Below are 19739 nucleotides of genomic sequence, written 5' to 3'. Positions count from 1 at the left end.
CCAGCCGGCCACCCTCGCCGTCGGGGCGGGTGCCTTCGTCTTCGTCCTGGTCTCGCGCGTCGTTGGCGATGTCCCCTGCGCGTCCACACGTGCGGCCCGGGCCTTGTCCACGGAATCCTGCAGGGCGGTCATCAGGTCCACCGGCGTCCCGGCCGGGCCGTCGCCTGGGGGGCCTCCGGCAGATGGTGGCCTTCGTGCTTTGTCTCGATCACCCTGCGCAGGGCCTCGGTGTAGCCGTCGGTGAACTCCGGGCCGGTGAGGTCGTCGCGGGTCATGACCTCGATCAGAGCCACAGCCTGGTCGACCTCGCCTTCGTTCAGATGGACCGGAGCAGGAGCCGTGGCCGCGGCCGTCGACCTGGCCCTCTACGACCTACTCGGCAAGGCCGCGGGGGTGCCCCTGCACCGGCTGCTGGGCCTCGCCGGACTCCCGCTCGCCCCGACCGGGCTCTCCCTGGGCGCCGGCGACGAGGCCGAACTGCTGTGCAGCGCACGGGAGCTGGCCGACTGGCCGAGCCTGAGCTGAAGCTGACGCCGGACGACGACGGCAGCCGCGCGGGGCTGCTGCGCTCGGTGTGATGCTCGGCGGCAAGACCGAGAGCTCCCTCGGTGTGACCGCGATGGCCCAACTGGCTCCGCTGGCCGACTGGCCGACTGGCCGGATCTCGACGGCCATCTCGGCCTCGACGACGACCCGTTCTCCGGCACCGTGCTCGACCGGGGCAGGATCGCGCTGCCGGGCGACCCCGGACTGAGCTGCCGCCCGTGCACCCACAGCCAGGACCTCTGGGAGAAATGACATGCAATTCCGCTGCGCCGTACTCGACGACTTCCAGGACGTGGCGACCACGTTCGGCGACTGGTCGGCACTGGGCGACCGCGTCGAGGTCGTCACCTTCACCGAGCACTTCGCCACCGAGGACGACCTCGTCGCGGCTGTCGCCGACTTCGACTGCGTGGTCACCCTGCGCGAGCGGGTGCCGTTCCCGGCCTCCCTGCTGGACCGGCTGCCGCGCCTGAGGCTGCTGATCGCCTCCGGCATGCGCAACTCGTCGATCGACTACGCGGCCGCGCGGGCGAACGGCGTCACCGTGTGCGGGACCCAGAGTTCCTCCACGCCGCCGGTCGAGCTCACCTGGGCCCTGCTCCTCGGCCTGTCCCGCGGCGTCGTCCAGGAGAACGACGCGCTGCGCGCCGGCGGCCCCTGGCAGTCCACCGTCGGTGCCGACCTGCACGGCCGCACGCTCGGGCTGCTGGGCCTGGGCAGGATCGGCGCCCTGGTGGCCCGGGTCGGGCTCGCCTTCGGCATGGAGGTCACCGCCTGGAGTCAGAACCTCACCAAGGAGCGCGCCGACGAGGCCGGCGTGTTCCTGGCCCCCTCCATGGAGGAGCTGCTCGCGAACAGCGACTTCGTCTCCGTCCACCTCAGGCTGAGCGACCGCACCCGGTGTCTGCTCGGGTCCGCTGAACTCGCCCTGCTCAAGCCGACCGCATATCTGGTCAACACATCGCGGGCCGCGATCGTCGACCAGGACGCGCTGCTCAGCGCGCTGCACGAGGGCCGCATCGCCGGCGCCGGCCTCGATGTCTTCGACGTCGAACCCCTGCCCGCCGACCACCCGATGCGCTCCGCGCCGCGCCTGCTCGCCACCCCGCACCTGGGCTATGTGTCCCGCGCCAACTACGAGCGCTACTACGGCCAGGCCGTGGAGGACGTCCAGGCCTACCTCGACGGCGACCCGACCCGGGTCCTCGGCTGACGTACCGTCGCGAGCTCCGGCGGGTCCAGGTCGGGTCAGGCGATTCGCCGTCGGTCACGGCGACCGGCCAGTGGATCGCGCTGCCGTCCGAGGTGCGGGTGACGGCGGACGCGGGGATGTCCGACCAGTCGTCGCTGTCGCCGTGCCGGTACTGGAAGGTGGCCCCGGTGAGGTCGGCGGGGCCGGCCGCGGTCAGGGTGACGGCGTGGCCGATCTCCTCGCCGTTGAAGGGGCGCGGTGAGCCCGGCGTCGCCCACGTGGAAGGTGTGGGCGGTGGCGGCCGAGGTGTTACCCGCCTTGTCGCTGGAGGGGGCGGGTAGCGGCGGCCCTCGTCCAGACGACCTGACCTGCGGTGTGCGGACTTCAGCGTCCGAACCGCATGTCGGTCTCGGTCAACTGAGCGCTGGTAAGGAGACCTTCGGCGATCGCGCCCGTGCTGTCCCGGCCTGTGCGACGGAGCGGAAGCCGGGGATCAGCAGGGCTCGCGGGCTTCGCACCCACAGGCGGACCAATGCGCCCTGAGCCAGGGTGCGTCCGTGGCTCGTCGAGATCTCGCTCATGGCTTCGACTTGGGACGCCCAGCGGGGAACAGGGCCGAAGCCGTCCCCGCCGCACCCGGGCAAGCCGGCGACCGACTGCGGATGCCCCCTCGGGCCAGGTCGTTTCTGATGGCTCTTGGCGGGCTGGGTGGATCTCGTCGCGTGCAGGGCAGCACTTCCTCATGGTGCGGCGACACGAGTTCACGGACGCACAGTAGGAGAAGATCGAGGATCGAGCTGCCCGCTGCCCGCCGATGGTCGGCCTGGCGGGCGGTGGGCGGATGACCGCAGGGTGATCAGCAAGTGCTGTTCCGGGCCAGGACCGGTGTGCCCTGGCCCGATGTGCCCGAACGGTACGGCTCCCTGGCAGACCGTCCGTGCAGACCGTCCGTGAACGGCACCGGCGCTGGTCGGCGGACGGCACCTGGTCGGCCACCCTCCAGATAGACGAGTGCATGAGGGCGACGCGGTCCTAACCGGCGTAGCTCGGTGGCGGCCACCCCAACCCCCTCCGCGATGATCGGATGTAGATCCTCTTCCGTCGCTCCGGCTTCCTGTAGCTCCAGGATCTGCTTCGCGGTGTCTGGCAAAGCAACGATCACGACCTCACCCTCAAAGCGGTCTTCCAGTCGGGAGGGCATGTCGGGTTGACCTGGCGGAACTTGTTCCAGCAACAGCAGGAACGACAGCTGTCGTCATCCGCGCCCGACCTCCTGGTGCAGGTGCTCTCGGGACGCCCTCCACGAGTCGCCGGGAAGCGGCGTTGTCGGTGGGCTCTGCCAGGGTGTGCATTGTGGATGAACTGGTGGAGCGTGTCGACGATCAAGATCGTGTGCTGGGGGTGGTGGTCAGCCGCCGGCAGGCCATCCGGGAGGGTTGGCTGCACCGGGTCGCCGTGACGGTGTGTCGTGATGAGCGTGGGCGGATCCTCGTCCACCGGCGGTCGGAGCAGCTGTCGCGCTTCCCCTGGTTCTACGAGGTCGTGGTCGGTGGCGCTGTGGATGTCGGTGAGTCCTATGAACAGGCCGCTGCGCGGGAGCTGGCTGAAGAGCTGGGCATTCGTGTGCTGCCGCGCTTGCTGTTCACGTTCATCAACCGCAGCGGTTTGAGCCCTCACTGGCTCGGCGTGCACGAAGCCGTGGTGCCGGATGCCGTGGTCCCCGATCCCGATGAGGTCGCCTGGCATGGCTGGCTGACGGATCCGGAGCTGCGGTCGGCCCTGCTGGAGTGGCGCTTCACCCCCGACAGCCACGAAGCCTTCAGTCGCTATCTCGCGTTCCGGACCGCGCAGTCCTGACGTTGCCCGCCTTTACTTACAATACGTGCGGTAGACGCCAAGAACGATGCGAATCTGACGACAGTTGTCGTGCTCAGCGGTCCAGAAACCCCCTGGTCAGGGTGCCGGGTTGACGACAACCAGCTCGCTCCGTCTCAATCACGGAACTGCGGACAGAGCCCTGAATTCGGTTCTGACCGCGCTTCCGTGATGACTACAGCCGCAGGAGGGTGCAGTGCTCCGCAGTTCTACGTCTGGGCTTCAGGGGCCGTGAAGCTCGGTCTCCCACGCTTCGAACGGAGGCTCCACCTGGTACCCGGGGTCACAGCGTCTGCGGATCCACTGGGCGGCGCGGTACTGAGCATCGCCGTCGTTGAGCGTCTGCCCGTGATCATCGACTTCGAGGACATTGGAGAAGATCGCGAAAACCATCTCAAGGTCTGAGCCGAATGTGAGCAGATGGGCACGGTAGTCGATCCCGTCCAGCAGGTCGACATCCAATGTGCCGTTGCCCAGGTAGAAGGAGAAGAGCCGGAGAGCGGCCCGCACATCTGTCGGAAGGTGTGTCACGAGATCATCTTCCATGAGACCGGTGGAACGTGTTTGGCCGGTCTTCCTGGCCGGGATCGGCCCGGTTGGTTCAGCGGGATGACGCCCTGGCCGGTGGTGGCTTGGGTCAGTCGCAGGCTGGAGCCTTCGGTGAGGACGATGTGGGCATGGTGCAGGAGCCGGTCGACGGCGGCGGCGGCGGCGGCGGCGGCCAAGGGTCTTGGGCATGATGGAGTCGAATCCTGAGGGATGCAGGTTCGAGGTGACGACCACGGATCGGCGTTCGTAGGCTGCGTCGATGACGCGGTAGAACGCTGCGGCGGCGCCCTGTCCGGACGGCAGCATGCCGATGTCGTCGATGATGACGAGGTCGCATCGGGTGAGCTTCGCGACGGCCTTGGAGACGGTGTTGTCGACGGTCGCCCGCCAGAGGTGGGCGGTGAGCGATTCGAGGGTGAACCAGGAGACCTTCATCCCCTCGAGCGACACCTGGGGAGGTTCACGGGCTCTGCCTGGAGTTCCGCTCGTCACCCCGGTCGGTTCGGTGCTCAGCGGGGTGAAGAGCTTGGACGAGCGCCGCGCGAGTCCCTGCCAGGATCAACGGCTCGTGGAGCCGTGCGGTCGTACCGGACGGACAGGATGCCCTCGCGGTTCCCCGGGAGCGGCCGTCTACGCTCGCGGTATGCAGCGCAGCGATGTCACCCGGGACGACGGCACGTGGGTGGGGCTGTCTCTGGCCGTACAGGATCGCCACCAGCCGGGGCTGTGCGTGTTCAGTGCTGGTGCGCGACTGCTGGTCTCCCAACTGTCGCAGCCCGTGTTGCTCGCTGTCGTTGGCGAGCAACACGAGGGTGTGGACTTCTGGCGCACCGACGGGTACCGCTCCTTCGTCCCGCCCTTGCGTGCCGATGTGGCTCGCGTTCTGGCGGGCAGCCGTGAACGGTGGGCTCACCGTTTTGCGCAGTACCTCATCGACTCGCCGGGCGGCCCGTTGCATGAGGGCCGGTGGCTGCTCTCGTGCGAGAGTCCGCTCCAGCCCTGGCGCCACGCCGACACTTCGCATGCGGAGTACTGGAGCTCGATGCTCGTCGACGGCCATCCCGACGGATACGTCGACTGGTTCCGCCATTCCCATGCCTGGGAGGTCTTGCCACTGCGGCCGATGCCCGATGCCGACGACAGCCGGGTCAAGGCATACCGCAAGCAAGCCCGTGAAGGGACGCTCCCACCCGTCCTGTTGTGGTGGGTCAGTGGCCTGGACTGCCATGTGATCCTGGACGGTCACGCTCGATACGCCGCGGCTGTGGCGGAGTCCGTGGAGCCCCCGCTGCTGCAGCTGCACCGCACGCTCCCGCGCGATGACCTGGCGGCGCGCACCGAGGAAGCCGTGGGCTTCTACGAGGGCGAACTGGCACGCTTCGCCGAACTCCGCGCCGTCCACGGCTCCACTGTCCCGGACGGCGCCGCCACCGCCGGCCCACAACTCGTTCGCCTCTTTCACGACCTGAACGTCGCGGAACAGCCGACCTGGGCCTGGCCCCTGCCCGGCGGGGAGAAGCAGTGGCATCACGTTGCCCGCGAGGTGACAGCAAGCCAGAACTGGCCCCGCGTCCGAGTCCTGCCGGATTCCTTGCGCCGACCGTGACGTCTGGGCGTACCGCCGTACCGTCAGTGGTGCGCGCACCGCGATGAAGGGCCACCTTGCCAGGCGCGCACTCTCACGCGTACGCGGGTTCTGACGCAGGCCGCCCCCAGCAGGCGGTCCGTGCTCAAGTTGGCCCGAGCCGCCCCTGGATCCGGCCGGCTGTCGCGGGCCCGTGTGCGCGGGTCAGCGCCACGCCCCCACGCATCGGGGCAGGTCACCAGGAGGTCCGGGCCCCTTTCGGGACACGGGCGGGACTTCGGATCACGCAGGAGACACTTTCCGGTTCGGCTCCCCCTGCTCGGCTCTGGCCACTCACACCTGGTGCGGGTCGAAGAGCAGTATGTAGTCGTCGTGCAGAGGGTCGCCCTCGTCGTCCGTGTAGTACTCGAAACCGCTGTTATTGGCGAAGCGCAGGCCGGGGTCGGGAACCTCGTCGTATCCGCAGTCGCTCTCGACGACGTCGTGTCCCCGCGGCGCCATGAGTCGTACGAGGTCCCCCGACGGGGTGCGGAAGACATCGGCGCCGTCGAGGAGGAACCGGATGTCCGCGCTCTCCTCGCGGAAGGGCCACACCTCGATGCCGGTCAGGACCTCACGTCGTTCGGACTCGAAGAGGAGGACGGACTCGAATTCGTAGGGTCCGTTGAGCACCACCCATTTGCCCGGAGGGCGTCGGCGAAGCGCGCGCCGTCCATGTGGGCGCGCCTCGCTCTCGCCTGGTCTTCGCGTGGCCCGGCTCACCCCGGAGTCGGACCGAGCGCCGCCCAGTGCTCGTCGCCGAGCTCCAGGAGCCGCGCCACCGTGTCCGCGTCGGGCAGCGGTCCGTGGTCCGCGGTCGCCTTGAGCGCGGACGACGCCGCGATGTGCCCGAGCCGCAGGGCGCGGCGCAGGTTCCCGCTGTTCAGGAGCCCGGCGAGGAACTCGGCGGCGAAGGCGTCGCCCGCGCCGACGGGCTCCACGACGTCCGTGCGCAGGGCCGGTACGGTGCACGCGCCCTCGCGGGAGAAGCGGTGGCGGACGTCGCGCCGTCCTTGACGACGAGGATGGGCGGACGCCCCAACAGCCGTCGTACGTCGGTCGTTTCGAGGTCGGCGCCCCACAGGCCCTGTGCTTCGTCGAGGCCGACGAAGGCGATGTCGGCGCGGTCGGCGAGGTCGCGCAGTAAGGTGCCGGCCGTATCGTCACGCCAGAGCGCGGGACGGTGGTTGACGTCGAAGCTGATGGCGTACGGCCGTACGTCCGCCGGGGTGGTGAGGGCTCGCTCCACCAGGGTCCGGCAGGACGGGGACAGCGCCGCGGTCACGCCGGTTACGCCGGTGCGGGCCTCGTCGAGGCCGTGACCGGGCGGGCGGACACACTCCCGGCGGGTGCGGCAACCCGTACGGAACGGGCTTGTCCCACGCCCGCTCAGCCGTCGACCGAGCGGTCAGGCGGGCTGCGCGCTGAGCGGCGCCGGCTCCTGGGCGGCGTAGCTGGGGGAACGGTGGACCAGGACGGCGCCGGCCGCGGTCCAGAGGATCATGACCGCCCCCAGGCTCAGCCAGGGCCAGGAGCGGAACATGTCGCCGAGGAAGAGGACACAGGTCAGTACCCAGGCGGTGGTCTCCAAGGTGCAGTAGACCCACATCATGGTGGTCTGTCCACGGCGGGAGCCCCGACGCAGGGTCATCGCGGTTCCGAAGACCGGATAGAGGATGTTGACGACGAAGAAGGCGTAGATGTTGAGCGGGTCGTTCATCACCTGGTGGAGGACCACCCAGGTGACCCACACACCGGCCATGGCGAGCACGACACCCACCCGGAACCGGCCCTGGGTGAGGGACGGGGCGGTCTCGGCGCGGCCGTAGCGCAGCAGGTCGCGGAGGAAGAGCAGCTCGCACAGGGCGGTGACGACGATGGCAACCCAGAAGAGTTTGAGGAACCAGTGGTCGTAGGTGTGGAACCAGAGCGGATACGACCAGACGAACAGGCCGTCATGGGCGAACCAGAGGAACAGGCAGGCGGCGGGGACGGGGAAGGCGCGATCTTTGCGAGCGACGCGGATCGCCTCGTAGAACCAGGCGTAGTTGAGCAGCATGGTGATGGTGCCGCCGATGAGGACGGGCACTTTGTGGTCGTCGACGACGCGCAGGAACTCGTGGGGGTCGTACAAGGCCGCTCCTCGGGCCGTGTGCCATGGTTCCCTGACTCGTCCCCTCTCCGTCTGCCCGGCACACCGGCAGGGCGGGGCGCGTCGGGGCATTGGGGCGTTGCGCGGCCCGCAGGGGCGCCGTGAGGTTCGCCCGGTGAAGGTCGTCGTGGGCGGTGGTCCAGGACGTCACGGCGGGCCGGCGCCGGGATGGACGGATTGTCATGGCGGGCGGCTGCCCGGAGTCACCGCACAGTCCAGGTGTCGCCACCGGCGAGGAGGACGGCGAGGTCGCCCTTGCCCTGCTGCTCGACAGCGGTGTCGAGCTGCTCGGCCATCTCGGTGTCGTAGACCGGGCGGTCGACCGAGCGCAGCACGCCGATGGGGGTGTGGTGCAGGGTGTCCGGGTCGGCGAGGCGGGAGAGCGCGAAGGCCGTGGTCGGGGACGCCGAGTGGGCGTCGTGGACCAGGATCCGCGCCTCGTTCTCCGGCGTGACATCGACGATCTTCAGGTCGCCGGTGGCCGGGTCCCGCACGACGCCCTTGGAGCCCCTTCCGTCCGCAAGAGGCGTGCCGAAGCGGATCGGCTCGCCGTGCTCGAGGCGGATGACGGCCTCCTGGGCCTGCTCCTTGTCCTTGAGGACTTCGAAGGCGCCGTCGTTGAAGATGTTGCAGTTCTGGTAGATCTCCACCAGGGCGGTGCCGGGGTGTCCGGCGGCCTGCCGCAGGACGTCGGTGAGGTGTTTGCGGTCGGAGTCGACGGTGCGGGCGACCGGCCTGGCCGGGGCGGGGCAAGGCGGGGCGGGACGGATGCATGGGCCGGGACCCACCCTGCCAATACGCACGAGGCTATGCCGCGGGCAGAGGTGCGTGGTGCCCCAAACCCTCGGCGCGAGAGCCTCGTTGCTGTCCGTGCGGATGGCGGTCGGGTCCGGGACGCCGGCCGGCGCCGCCCGTTCCGGCGCCGCCCTTCCCGGTGCCGTACGTCCCGGTGCCGTACCGGTGTGATTACGGTCGCCGGCCTGCTCGCCGACCGTGCGTCGGTCCTGGCGAGGACCCAGCGCGCGACTGGCCACAGGCCCGGGCCTCGCCCACGGTCATCCGCGTCGTACGAAGGACGACACCCCGGTTCCGACGCCCGTACCTGCTGGGCCCGGGAGCCCGGGTCCCACATGCCTCATGCCTCATGCCGCTGAGCTGGCGTCAGCCTGCCTGCGTGGCGGCCTCGGTGACCTCCGCCGTCGACGCCGGGGTGGCGGCGGGCACGGGGTCCGGTCGGGGCTGCTTCTTCAGGCCGAGTCCGATGAAGGCACCGGCGAGTGTCCCCGCGGCGGCGACCCACCCTGCCATCCGGAGCCCGCCGACCAGTGCGTGGGGGCCGGGGTGGTGGCCGGCGTGGGAGTTCGCCACCGCGATCAGGGCCGCGAGGCCGAGGGCGCCGCCGATCTGACGGCACGTGGAGGCGAGCGCCGAGGCGACCCCCTGCTGGGCCGGTTCGGCCCCTGAGGACGCCACCGCAACGAAGAGCGACGGGAAGGCGAAGCCGCCGCCGGCGCCCCAGATCGCGATCCCCGGCAGCAGCGCCCAGTAGGAGCCGTGCGTGGACATGCCGGCGATGATCGAGGCCAGCCCGACGGCGGTACCGACCGTGCCGAGGAAGAGCGTCGTACGGACCCCGAGCCGACCCAGCATCCGGGCGTTGAGCTTCATCGACACCGCCATGCAGACCACGGTCGGCGGCAGGAACGCGATGCCGGCGGCGAACGGGCTGTAGTTGAGCGCCGTCTGCAGGTAGGTGGTGAGCAGGTAGTACGTACCGCCGAGGGAGGCCTGGAAGACGATCATCGCCAGCATGGCGACGGTCAGGCCCCGCAGGCCGAACAGCTTCAGCGGCACCAGCGGGTCGGTGGAGCGCTTCTCGATCAGGACGAAGACTGCCAGCAGCAGCACACCGACCGCCAGGGCGCCGACGCCCTCGATCGAGCCCCAGCCCTTGGCCGGACCGCTGACCAGGCCGAACACCAGCAGCGTCGAACCGATGGTGGCGACCACGGCCCCGACGGCGTCGAAGCTGCGGCCGGTGCCGAGCGGACGGTCGGGCGGCAGGATCCGGGTGGCGGCGAACGCCGCGATCAGCGCGAGCGGGACGTTGACGAAGAAGACCCAGCTCCAGCCGAAGGTACTGGTCAGCACGCCGCCGAGCAGCGAGCCCGCGGCCAGGCCCGCGCTGCCCATGGCGCCCCAGACGGACGTGGCCCGGTTGCGCTCGGGGCCCGGGGCGAACGTGGTGAAGACGAGCATCAGCGTCGCCGGCGTCAGCAGCGCACCGCCCACGCCCTGGATCGCGCGAGCGGCCACGAGGAGCCCGGCGTTCGTCGCGAGCCCGCCGGCGAGGGAGGAGAACGCGTAGATGGCCAGACCGGTGACCAGCATGCGCCGCGGACCGATCCGGTCGGCCGCGCGGCCTCCGAACAACAGCAGCCCGCCGAGCGCGACCGCATAGGCGCTGACGACCCACTGCAGCGACTGTGCGGAGAAGCCGAGCCGGCTCCCGATGTCCGGCAGCGCCACATAGACGATGTCGTAGTCGATGGTGACGATGAATTGGGTGAATGCCAGCAGGGCGAGTGTGTACCCGGCCCACCGTGGTGATCGGGAGTCTGAGGTGGCCATGGTGTGGCTTCTTCCTTCGGGGTAAGCGGGGCGATAGCCGCCCGAGGTGAGCTCCACGGGGAAGAATAATCCCTTCGCGAAGGTATGTAAATCCGGAGACGGAAGCGGGGTCCGTCAACTTCGCATAGAAGTCCGGTAGTTGAGGCTCCGTCACCGCGACCGCGTGCGACGCAGCCGGCACCCCTCGACGATCACGCGGACTGTGCCGAGGTACGCGAGGCGCAGCGGCGCCGGGGTCCCGCGACGGCCGTCCTACCCCGCCACCCTGACGCGACATGGGGCGGGGCGGGGGGCGTCGGACGCGGTGCGTCCACAGGTGGACGGGGACTGCCGGATCGGCGTTCTTCCAAGATTTCCGCAGCCGGCGATCGCTTCAACTGATAGGTCCCGGGGGCTGGTTGCTGGCGGCAGGCTTGTCGTACGTGCGGTTCGGGTAGAGGCCGGCACGGATCTGGCACGGATCACGACTCGAACCGGGGGATGCTGTCCGGGTCGCCTGCCCCGGGTGCGGGGCTCGGCCTGCTTTGACTTGGCGATCTTCTTGATCTCGCAACGCTCGGGCAGCGTGAACGTTTTCGGACGGCCGGCGTACCGCGTCGGATGATCCGCAGTAACCGCCGGCCCTCATCGTCATCGGCCTCTGGCACCGGCACCGGCACCCGCACCCGCACCCGCACCCGCACCCGCACCCGCTCAGCCACGGCCCGGAAGGTATCGATTCTGGTGCTCTACCCTGCGGGCGGTGACCTATGACATCACCTTCGCCCGTCGCCGCCCAGGCCGCACCCTCCTGGAGACATTGGAAGATCGCGCCGCAGAGTACGACCCTGACGCCGAACCGGAACCCATGCGCCTGACCACGGCCCAGCGAGCTGCGTGGGAGCGGATCCTGCAGCGGGTCACCGCGGAGGTCGGGCCGGTCACCTCGCAGGAGTACCTCTGCAGCCTGACCTTGTGGCGGAACGGCCCCGCCGGCCACCTCCAGCTGGACTACGTCGGGGAATCGGCCGACATCGAGATCCCCTACCGCTACCCCGGAAAGGCGGCATTGCCAATCGCCGCGGAGGCGTACCGCCTCGCACGCATAGTCGAGGAGGTGACCGGACTCGAAAGCTTCGACGGTCAGACCGAACAGCCCACGGCCACCGGCGACATCGAAGCGGCCGCTGCCAAGCTCGGCGGCATCTCCCGTTGGGCCCAGGACAACCTCACCTGACACCACCCTCGCGCTACGGCCACCGAGGCAACTCCATCGCCCCAACGGGGCGAACGTTGCCCGATGCGGCACCAGTAGTGCTTTTCAGGTGGTGTCGCAGGACTGCCATGGGATGACTTGTCGGCAGATGGGGCAGGGCAGGTTCCGACCCAGGTGGCGATGAGGCGCTGGAGGATGTCCGGGTCCTCGTAGAGGTTCAAGCCCCGGCAGAGGCTTTGGGGCGTTTGCGCTGTTCGGTGAGTAACAGTGGGCGGCGGGTCCACCGGTGTGCCGCGGACGGCTCCGGTGGCCGCCAACCCCCGCTCCCCCGGTGCTTGTCGGCGCGCTTGTGCAAGTGATGACAGTCCTCACTTACACGGCCGTCGCCACCCCCCTGCGGCGCCCGCGGCACAAGACGGCGCAGGCAACGCGGGCAGTGCCCGCGGGCCCGGCACGACCCGATGGTGACTCACGGGCACCGCACTCCGCCGCAGCTACATACCTCTGCAGCGGTGTGCGAGTCTGTTCGACAGGGCCTGAATGAAATTCGGAAACGATCTGCGGATCAAGACCGTGACCGCGTGGATTCCGCCGGACCACGAGAACGTTCCGTGGTGGTGCGCCGTGAAAATATACCTTTGCAGAGGTATCTCACAAGGGTCGACCATCTCGTGCGAGACCTTCGCACCAGGGACCGTCGAAGCGTACGGAAGAGGAATCATGAGCAACCTGAACAGCGATCCACGGGCAGCCGCCGCGACCAAGGCCGCCCCGCAGCGGGAACTCAAGCAGGAGCGGGCCAGCCGCACCCGGAGGCAGCTCCTCAACGCCGCCGCCACTGCCTTCGCTGAAAAGGGGTTCCCCGCCGTCACGCTCCAGGACATCGCCGACCGCGCCGAGGTGACCAAGGGAGCCGTCTACTTCCATTTCGCGAACAAGGAGGCAGTGGCCGTCGCGGTCACCGAGGAGTTCTACTCACAGCTGCCCGCCATCGCCGAATCGGTCACGGCCAGGCAGCTCCCGCCGCTCGACACGGTCGCCCAGCTCCTCCTGCAGACCGCGGTCGCCCTGCGGGACAACCCGGTGATGCAGGCCGGCGCCCGGCTGCAGATCGAGCGGAACCTGGTCGACGCCGACATGCCGACGCCGTTCAGCGAGTTCACCCAGCTCATCACCGAGCTACTGGCACAGGCCCGCAACGAGGGCACTTTGCGGACCACCACCGACATCGGCTCCATGGCCCGGGTCGTCGTCGCCGCGTTCTTCGGCAGCCAGCACGTCTCCTGGATCCAGCACGATCGTGAGGATCTCACCGACCGTGTACAGGAGATCATCGACGTCGTGCTCTTCCGCCACGCGTGACACCCGCGACGCGTGGCACCCGCCACGCGTGACACCCGCCACGCGTGGCACTCGCGCCCTCCCGGCCGCCCACCGCCACCCAAGGAGAGCCCTTCCCATGCCTGCCGTGCCTGCCCCCACCTCCCGGTCGTCGCCCTCGGCACCAACGGCCCGTCAGTAGGCGCCCAGGGCCTCGGCTGCATGGGCTTCAGCGAGTTCTACGGGCCCAGCGCACCGGCCCAGGCGCAGGAAACACTGCGGGCCGCCCTCGACGCGGGCGTCACCATGTTCGACACCGCCGACCTGTACGGAAACGGCGAGAACGAGGTGCTCCTCGGCCCCTTCGTCCGCGCCCACCGCGAACGGGTCTTCCTCGCCACGAAGTTCGGCATCGTGCGGCAGCCGGGCCGACGGACCTGGAACCAGGTCCGCGGCGACCGCACCTACGTCCGCCAGTGCGTCGACGCCAGCCTGAAGCGCCTCGGCATCGACACGATCGACCTGTACTACGCGCACCGCCACGACCCCTCCGTCCCCCTGGAGGAGACCGTCGGCGCGATGGCGGAGCTCGTCCAGGAGGGCACCTGCCGCGCCGACCCCATTCCCATAGGGCCCTCTGCGCGTGCCGCGCGCCAGTCATCACGCGGCTCTCGCCGCTGATCGCATCCCGCCCACTGGACGCCGCCCCTCGGTGACACCCTCCTCTGATCGCAAGGTAGGATGGTGATTACCGACGCGGGGTGGAGCAGCTCGGTAGCTCGCTGGGCTCATAACCCAGAGGTCGCAGGTTCAAATCCTGTCCCCGCTACCAAAGACAGGGGCCCGGTCTCATGAGACCGGGCCCCTGTCGCATGTCATGCGCCAAACGCGACTTCCCTCGCACGTTACGAGTGCTCGGACACAGCGACCCTCCTGGATCCAGTCGCCGCGGAAGTCGGCCCAACTCATGGGCGCCGGTGCTCACTTCCCGGGGTCGGGCCAAGTCGCCACGAGTGCTTGCTGATCCGGAAAGCGGGGACCGGAGACCATCTCCTGGGTGGTCTCACCGTTGAGCCAGCACACTTGCTCGGGGCCGCCGTCGCCGGTGTCGAACAGGCAGCACACTCCGCCACTGGCGGCAGCGAGGTCGGTGAACAGCTTCCTGACGTTGGTCGACCGCGCGAACAAGCGGCTCATCCCCGACGTCGCTGCCCAGCACTCCACCGACGCGTAATCAGGGTGCAGGGAGGACTCGAACCTGATCGTCGCGTAGACGTACCCGATCCGGATGCGCCCGTCCGCCTCGGGTCCAGGGCCGCCCGTCTCCGCGTACTCGCGCAGTACATCATCGACGTCGAACATGATGGACGTGTCGAGCTCGAGTTTGCTGCTCGTGGAGCAGTCGACCGGCTCGCTCTTGAAGTTGGACGTGAACGGGAGGACGATCCGGTCACCGCCGGGCAAGGTGACCTCGAGCGGCGGCACGCGAGAGGCCGGCGGCGCCAACTCGGCCAGATTGGCCAGCGCCTTGGCGACGTTTCGGGGACGCAGGTAAATGTCGTAGCCGTAGGTCAGTCCCACTCTTCCCCCTATGCCGGTCGAACCGCACCTTCTCATGACCCACCCCTGGGGCGCCTGCCGGTTTTGGAGAGGGACGCCGATCCGGCAACACGGCGGTTTCCCGCTGCCCCTTGCCTGCGTGGGTTCACCGTGCGTCTGGTCCATGCCCGCTGACGGCCGAACCGAGACGACAGCCGGGGTTTCACCGCCCTCAGGCGGTACACCTCATCGGGCAGAACGCCGATACCTCAACCTCACTTACCAATGTGGGCAGTTGCTCCGATCAGAACGTCAACTCAGGGGCTTCGGGCGGAGCTCTCCAGTGCGGCAAGTAACTAGCCCGTCGCCACGCATGGCGCAGCCTGAATCCCTACAGGACCACCAAACCGACAGGTAAGAAGAATTTCACCCCAACTACCAGAAGGCCTTACTATCCAGTGCCGTATTCACACAACACGCACACTAGAGGCACGACATGACCACTCCTCCGGGCCAGCAGCCTGCCCATCCGTACGCCGCGCAGCCTGCCCAGCCGTACGGCGCACAGCCTGCACAGCCGTACGTCGCACAGCCGCCGATCATCATCAACAACACTGTCTCCGCGGCGGCCTCGGCCTCCGCAGCAGCGTTCGCGGGTGGGGCATTTCGACGTCGCCGGCAGTCGCTGGGCGTCCATGTCCTGCTGTTCTGCCTGACCGGAGGCATCGGCAACGTTCTCTATGCGATGTACATCAGCCGGTGGAACAAGGACCGCGGCCTCTGAGAAGCCACGCGGGACTTGACGCCCGACCCCCAGTGCTGGATTCCTCCTTCGTTGGGCATACGACATGACGGCGGGGTGGGTCGAGTGCTCGGGGGCGGGCGCTGGACGGTGGTGTCACGGGAACAGCCGAGCCGTGACGTAAGCGGCAGATCACGAAGGCGGAACGCTCGGACGCCATCCATTTTCAGAACGTGATCGCTTCGCTCGGCCGTGGTGGGCATGAACTCCCCCTAAAAGCGCGAGAGATGCGGCGGTGCGTCTGTTCACGTCGCTTGCGGAGGTGGGGCTCGTGGCGTCGGTACTCGGTCTGTTGGGGGCCAGTGAGAAGAAGACCAGGGAGCGCCCCGGACGGCACAGCCCGGATCATCACCCACGCGCCGTACACCACATCCGGTCTGGCCCCAACCTGGACCACACCATCAGCCGGCAACTCCAGCCCGCCGCCTACGACCTGCCGGACACTCACCGGCTCGCGCTGGTCGTCAACAGCCGCGACCAGCTGTACTCCTCGCTGGCCCGGACGGCGGCCCCACCACCATCAGCTCGCCAGGCGGGGACGAAACGAGCGTGGAACTCCCCCTCGGCTGAGCGATCCGGGACCCGTACGGCCGTGTCCGCATCGTGGGCGGGCGACGCAGTCACGCGTCACTCACCCACGATTGGGCCACCCAAGCCGGACGCGGGGCGATTGCCGCTCGGCAGCGCCACCTGTGCCGCTGTGGAACCGGCTCGCGCGCCCGCCCGGAGGCAGCGGACAGAACCACCGTTCCACAGCCATGACCTGCGGTAGGGAAGTCCGTGGAACGTCTCCCGCGCCGCAGTGCCGATGGCGTTCCATGTGTCCAGTGACGCCTTGACTGTTGTCACTGATGATCGACCGGGTCGGTCAGCGGACGCCTTGCGGGGCTTGGTGGCGTGTGAGCCGTTCGAGTGGCGTTGTAGCGACCCGGGGGCGCGGCGCGGGCTGACCCATACGAAAACCGGTTCGCTTTCTGGGTTCGCCTCCCCCGCCCATGAAACGAGGCCCTCACGTGCGCAGCTCCCTCCTGTCTGCGGCTGTCGCCGCCACCGCGGTGATCGCTCTTTCCCCCCTCAGCCAGGCGTCGGCCGCAGACCTGGCCGACATCGGCGACATCACCTGCCACGGTGGCGCCCTCAACGTCCAGTTCAACCCCGGCATCACCTTCAGCAAGAACACCGTGCGGCTGTCCGCCAACGGCGACATGGGCATCTGCTCCTCCTCCACCCACACGGGGATCACCGGCGGCACCGTCCAGATCGAAGCCTCCCTCACCGCCCAATGCCCCGGTCCCTACGGGCCTGGCTACGCCAAGGCAACGATCAACTGGAACGACGGAACCCGCACCGTCATCGACCAGACGACGTTCCGCGGCGACGCCTCGTCCTTCTCCCTGGAAGGCGGCTCCATCGCCACCGGCTCCTTCGCCGGCGGCACCGCACGCGCACACGGCCGCACCACCAGCAACCTGATCGAACTCGGCGCGGGCTGTGTGCTCGGGGGTGTCACCAACTACACCGCGATGATCGACCAGTTCGCCGTCGGCGACATCTAGGGGCTTTCGTTCGGATCAGCGAGCGGGCCGGATGAAGATGCCCGCGATATGGAGTCCGGCCAGGTGGATCGTGGCTGTCTTCTCGTAGCGGGTGGTCATGCCGCGCCGCTGCTTCACGCGTCGGCAGCGACCGCCGTCGGCAGCGGCAGCGAGGTGGATCTTCGTGGTCAGCCCGCCGCGGGACCGGCCGATGGCATGGTCGGCCGGCCCGCCGGCCGGGGCCCCTTTCACGGGCCCCGGCCGCGTGCTGGTGGGCGCGCACGATCGTGGAGTCCACCGAGACCGCCCAGTTGAGGTCCTGGTCGGCATCGGCCCGAGCCATCAGCGCGGTGAAGACCCGCTCCCAGGTGTCGTCACCGGCCACCCCGCTTCGGTGTCCGGTCCGGGAGTAACGGCTCCATCCGCGCCCACTGCGCGTCAGTCAACGGCACACCCGGACCAGCGATCGGATGATCTCAGCGAAACTGTCTAGCTCAGATGCCGGGTGAAGAACCGGGCCGCTGCTTCCCCCGCGAACTGCGGGACGCCGGTGTGCCCGCCCATGTTGGCGTGCAGCGTCTTCTCCTTGGAGCCGAAGGCGTCGAACAGGTCCAGGGCCACCTGCCGGTCGTTCCCCACGTCATCCCACTGCAACAGGACGTGCAGCGGAATGGTGACCTGGCGGGCCTCCTCGAACATGGCGCGAGGCACGAAACTCCCGGCGAACAGAACGGCGGCCGAGATGCGCGGCTCGACCACCGCCAGCCGGGTCCCGATGGAGATCACTCCCCCAGAGTACCCGACCGGGCCGCCGATCTCGGGCAGCGAAAGAAGGGCGTCCAGGGCGGCCTGCCATTCCGGGACCGCCTTGTCGACCAGCGGGAGGACGAGGGCGTCGACGATCTCGTTGCTGACCGGCTCGCCGGCCTCCAGCACCCGGCGCAGGTCGGCGCGGGCCTGCTCGACGGCGGGCCAGCGGGGCCGGTCGCCGCTCCCGGGGAGCTCGATGGTGGCCGTGGCGAAGCCCTCCGCCGCGGAGTGCCGGGCCCGGGCCACCAGCCGGGGGTACATCTTGCGCAGTCCGCCGGGGTGGCCGAGCAGGATCAGCGGCGCCGGTGCGGATGCGGATGCCGATGCGGGTGTCCACAGGATGCCGGGAATCTCACCGAGGGTGAATTCGCGTTCGAGGACGCCGTCGTCGAGGCGCTGCTCGGAAGTGAAATGCATGGTCGTGCCTTTCGGGAGTGCACTTGAACGGCGCTCCCGGACGACCTGTCTATCGCCCGACCGTGACCCCGGAGGAGAGCACCCATGTCGATACTGCGTTCACGGGTACCACCTCCTCGTTCTCTCGCACGGCCACCAGAAAAGTAGCAGTGGTCGCGGTGGTCAGCCAAACGGGTTATCGCGCCGGGCTTTCAGGCAGTTCACCGGCGGCTGTACAGGAGCGGGAGTACGAGTCGCGGCCGCTCGGATCGCGAGAGGCGCGGCCCACCGCACCCACCGCTCGATCACCAGTCGAGAAGCAGCTCAGGTCCGCGTGACGGTGAGCAGCAAGGGCGCGTGGACGCCGAGGTGGGCAGCAGCGTCGGCGACCGTTTCGGCCAGCCATCCGACCGCGTCACACGACCACTCTGGAAGTTCGCCGTGCAGGGTCATGCCGTGCAGGGGCGGGCCGTTCCAGAAACCGGCGTCGAACGGCGGGGCCGGGGCGCCGTCCGGGGCTTCCTCTTCGTCTGCTCTGCACACGAAGAGGCTCTGGTCCAAGTGGTCGAGGTGACGCGCCAACTGCGGCGCGACATCGGAAATCGACGGGTCCTGCCCGCCGTCGATGCGGATCGTCACCGATGTCCGCGATCGCGGGGCGTGCTCGCTGAACCAGTCGATCGTCTGCAATGACGGCACGATCGCCTGCGGCGGGCGTGCCGAGGTGTCGAGCCCCTGCACCGGCAAGAGGACCTGTACCGCGGACAGACGTACCGTACCGATCCGTGCTGTGGTGTCCCAGGCGCACCGCAGGAACGGCTGTACGGGGAGCGGCCGGTCATCCGCCACCGCGCCGCCCTCGACCTGGAACCAGGAGATCAGGTTCGACTCGGAGGCGGCGAGGGGGTGGCTCCATCCGGCGTCGTTCATGGCCCACAGCCCCGGCGCGACAATCGCTCGCGTCCTCGGATCATCCCCCTCCACCGTGCTCGCCCGGTCGTCGAGCCAGCCCATGGCAAGCGATCGCTGGAAGAACAACTGGTACGCGTCGTGTTCGGATGCGGGATCGTGCCAGGAGTGCGGGATCAGCTCACCGTAGAGGGCGGCGAACATGGTGCCCGCCGTGCGCCGAGCCGTCGGCGCGATGCCTGGCTGTGCGGTGGCGTCCTGCTCTGACACGTCGTCCTCCATGGCTCTGCCGGGGCGTCCACGGCATGCCTCTCCGAGACAGCCGGCGTGGTCCCTCAATACACCCGCCAGTTCACTTCAGCCTGGTTCACGGACTTCTCGGCGGTGTCGGTCTCGCCGATGACGTCTACGTCCACGTGGTTGCGCCACGACGTTCGCCGGGTGTCGCGGGTCGCGGCGGGCCGCCGTACGCTGGGTGCTTCCGCCGCCGGGCTCGAGTGCCTTAGCCGGTGAACAGGCTTGCTGACGCCCGCTGTTGTCCGCGTACCACTCGTACAGACAATTGAACACCTAGGCACGGTCGCTGCTGCAGTTCCCCTGCTTCCAGCACCCATGACCGGAGAAGAGCGGTTCGCGGCTCGGACCACCCTCACTGGTTCCCCGG

General features: G+C 69.0%; 18 protein-coding genes, 1 tRNA gene and 5 pseudogenes. 12 read left to right on the top strand and 12 right to left on the bottom strand.

The features are described from left to right. Nucleotides 1-131: 131 nt before the first annotated feature. Nucleotides 132-275, bottom strand: a complete 144-nt coding sequence (locus OIB37_RS35180) for a hypothetical protein (protein WP_330461649.1) — start codon at nt 273-275, stop codon at nt 132-134. Here OIB37_RS35180 and OIB37_RS35175 point away from each other — a divergent pair. The 5 genes and pseudogenes from OIB37_RS35175 (at nt 274) to OIB37_RS35155 (ending at nt 3595) form a co-directional block, all read left to right on the top strand. Beyond that, complete coding sequence (locus OIB37_RS35175; protein WP_330461648.1) at nt 274-525, top strand: hypothetical protein; 252 nt, start codon at nt 274-276, stop codon at nt 523-525. The two genes, OIB37_RS35180 and OIB37_RS35175, sit on opposite strands and share 2 nt — an antisense overlap. Before the next feature lie 274 nt (nt 526-799). Then, on the top strand, nt 800-1759 hold the full coding sequence (locus tag OIB37_RS35170; protein ID WP_330461647.1) for a D-2-hydroxyacid dehydrogenase family protein: 960 nt from the start codon (nt 800-802) through the stop codon (nt 1757-1759). A 783-nt stretch (nt 1760-2542) separates the two neighbouring features. Further along, nucleotides 2543-2741, top strand: a pseudogene (locus OIB37_RS35165) (transposase); the annotation flags it as partial. Nucleotides 2742-2867: 126 nt separating this feature from the next. Continuing rightward, the gene (locus OIB37_RS35160) at nt 2868-3197 is read left to right on the top strand and encodes a DUF6228 family protein (protein WP_330462087.1); all 330 of its coding nucleotides are present in this window, start codon (nt 2868-2870) and stop codon (nt 3195-3197) included. Beyond that, complete coding sequence (locus OIB37_RS35155) at nt 3092-3595, top strand: NUDIX domain-containing protein (RefSeq protein ID WP_443058243.1); 504 nt, start codon at nt 3092-3094, stop codon at nt 3593-3595. The genes OIB37_RS35160 and OIB37_RS35155 overlap by 106 nt, the downstream gene beginning before the upstream one ends. A gap of 240 nt (nt 3596-3835) precedes the next feature. Here OIB37_RS35155 and OIB37_RS35150 read toward each other — a convergent pair whose 3' ends face one another. Continuing rightward, entirely contained in the window at nt 3836-4612 is a 777-nt protein-coding gene (locus OIB37_RS35150) for a DUF7677 family protein (protein ID WP_330461645.1), read from the bottom strand. 193 nt (nt 4613-4805) lie between these two features. Between OIB37_RS35150 and OIB37_RS35145 the strand changes: the two genes are divergently transcribed. Next, a complete protein-coding gene (locus OIB37_RS35145; RefSeq protein ID WP_330461644.1) occupies nt 4806-5768 on the top strand; it encodes a hypothetical protein in 963 nt (320 codons plus the stop codon). A 312-nt stretch (nt 5769-6080) separates the two neighbouring features. On the opposite strand, the gene OIB37_RS35140 is transcribed toward OIB37_RS35145, so the two are convergent. From OIB37_RS35140 to OIB37_RS36405, 6 genes and pseudogenes are all read right to left on the bottom strand, one after another. Further along, nucleotides 6081-6419 (bottom strand): hypothetical protein, encoded by a 339-nt coding sequence (locus tag OIB37_RS35140; protein ID WP_330461643.1) that lies wholly within the window; start codon nt 6417-6419, stop codon nt 6081-6083. Between the two features lie 86 nt (nt 6420-6505). Then, nucleotides 6506-7080 (bottom strand): annotated as a pseudogene (locus tag OIB37_RS35135) (PfkB family carbohydrate kinase); the annotation flags it as partial. 114 nt (nt 7081-7194) lie between these two features. After that, nucleotides 7195-7920: a hypothetical protein gene (locus OIB37_RS35130; RefSeq protein ID WP_330461642.1), complete on the bottom strand. Its 726-nt coding sequence runs from the start codon at nt 7918-7920 to the stop codon at nt 7195-7197. A gap of 221 nt (nt 7921-8141) precedes the next feature. After that, nucleotides 8142-8684: pseudogene (locus OIB37_RS35125) on the bottom strand (2-oxoacid:ferredoxin oxidoreductase subunit beta); the annotation flags it as partial. A gap of 415 nt (nt 8685-9099) precedes the next feature. Then, nucleotides 9100-10569: an MFS transporter gene (locus OIB37_RS35120; protein ID WP_330461641.1), complete on the bottom strand. Its 1470-nt coding sequence runs from the start codon at nt 10567-10569 to the stop codon at nt 9100-9102. A 513-nt stretch (nt 10570-11082) separates the two neighbouring features. Beyond that, nucleotides 11083-11270 (bottom strand): annotated as a pseudogene (locus OIB37_RS36405) (hypothetical protein); the annotation flags it as partial. 41 nt (nt 11271-11311) lie between these two features. Here OIB37_RS36405 and OIB37_RS35115 point away from each other — a divergent pair. The 4 genes from OIB37_RS35115 to OIB37_RS35100 all read left to right on the top strand — a co-directional run bounded on the left by OIB37_RS35115 (nt 11312) and on the right by OIB37_RS35100 (nt 13916). Beyond that, nucleotides 11312-11785, top strand: coding sequence for a hypothetical protein (locus tag OIB37_RS35115; RefSeq protein WP_330461640.1), 474 nt, complete (start codon nt 11312-11314; stop codon nt 11783-11785). A 699-nt stretch (nt 11786-12484) separates the two neighbouring features. Next, nucleotides 12485-13126: a ScbR family autoregulator-binding transcription factor gene (locus OIB37_RS35110; RefSeq protein ID WP_330461639.1), complete on the top strand. Its 642-nt coding sequence runs from the start codon at nt 12485-12487 to the stop codon at nt 13124-13126. 180 nt (nt 13127-13306) lie between these two features. After that, nucleotides 13307-13765, top strand: coding sequence for an aldo/keto reductase (locus tag OIB37_RS35105; RefSeq protein ID WP_443058242.1), 459 nt, complete (start codon nt 13307-13309; stop codon nt 13763-13765). Nucleotides 13766-13839: 74 nt separating this feature from the next. Then, nucleotides 13840-13916: transfer RNA gene (locus OIB37_RS35100), tRNA-Met, on the top strand. Nucleotides 13917-14065: 149 nt separating this feature from the next. On the opposite strand, the gene OIB37_RS35095 is transcribed toward OIB37_RS35100, so the two are convergent. Next, the gene (locus tag OIB37_RS35095; protein ID WP_330461638.1) at nt 14066-14665 is read right to left on the bottom strand and encodes a hypothetical protein; all 600 of its coding nucleotides are present in this window, start codon (nt 14663-14665) and stop codon (nt 14066-14068) included. Nucleotides 14666-15119: 454 nt separating this feature from the next. On the opposite strand from OIB37_RS35095, the gene OIB37_RS35090 reads away from it, so the two are divergent. Both OIB37_RS35090 and OIB37_RS35085 read left to right on the top strand, forming a co-directional pair. Further along, nucleotides 15120-15407 carry a hypothetical protein gene (locus OIB37_RS35090; RefSeq protein WP_330461637.1) on the top strand — a complete coding sequence of 96 codons (288 nt, stop codon included), beginning with the start codon at nt 15120-15122 and terminating at the stop codon, nt 15405-15407. A 1031-nt stretch (nt 15408-16438) separates the two neighbouring features. Next, nucleotides 16439-16981 carry a hypothetical protein gene (locus OIB37_RS35085; RefSeq protein WP_330461636.1) on the top strand — a complete coding sequence of 181 codons (543 nt, stop codon included), beginning with the start codon at nt 16439-16441 and terminating at the stop codon, nt 16979-16981. A gap of 132 nt (nt 16982-17113) precedes the next feature. On the opposite strand, the pseudogene OIB37_RS35080 reads toward OIB37_RS35085, so the two are convergent. The 3 genes and pseudogenes from OIB37_RS35080 to OIB37_RS35070 all read right to left on the bottom strand — a co-directional run. Continuing rightward, nucleotides 17114-17387 (bottom strand): annotated as a pseudogene (locus OIB37_RS35080) (IS5/IS1182 family transposase); the annotation flags it as partial. A gap of 62 nt (nt 17388-17449) precedes the next feature. Next, on the bottom strand, nt 17450-18187 hold the full coding sequence (locus OIB37_RS35075) for an alpha/beta hydrolase (RefSeq protein ID WP_330461635.1): 738 nt from the start codon (nt 18185-18187) through the stop codon (nt 17450-17452). 303 nt (nt 18188-18490) lie between these two features. After that, the gene (locus tag OIB37_RS35070; protein WP_330461634.1) at nt 18491-19357 is read right to left on the bottom strand and encodes a hypothetical protein; all 867 of its coding nucleotides are present in this window, start codon (nt 19355-19357) and stop codon (nt 18491-18493) included. Nucleotides 19358-19739 lie beyond the last annotated feature (382 nt).

Origin of the sequence: Streptomyces sp. NBC_00820, assembly GCF_036347055.1 — a bacterium.
Classification (GTDB): domain Bacteria; phylum Actinomycetota; class Actinomycetes; order Streptomycetales; family Streptomycetaceae; genus Streptomyces.
The sequence above is the reverse complement of the archived record's forward strand: the minus strand, read 5'-3'. Positions and strand labels throughout refer to the sequence as shown.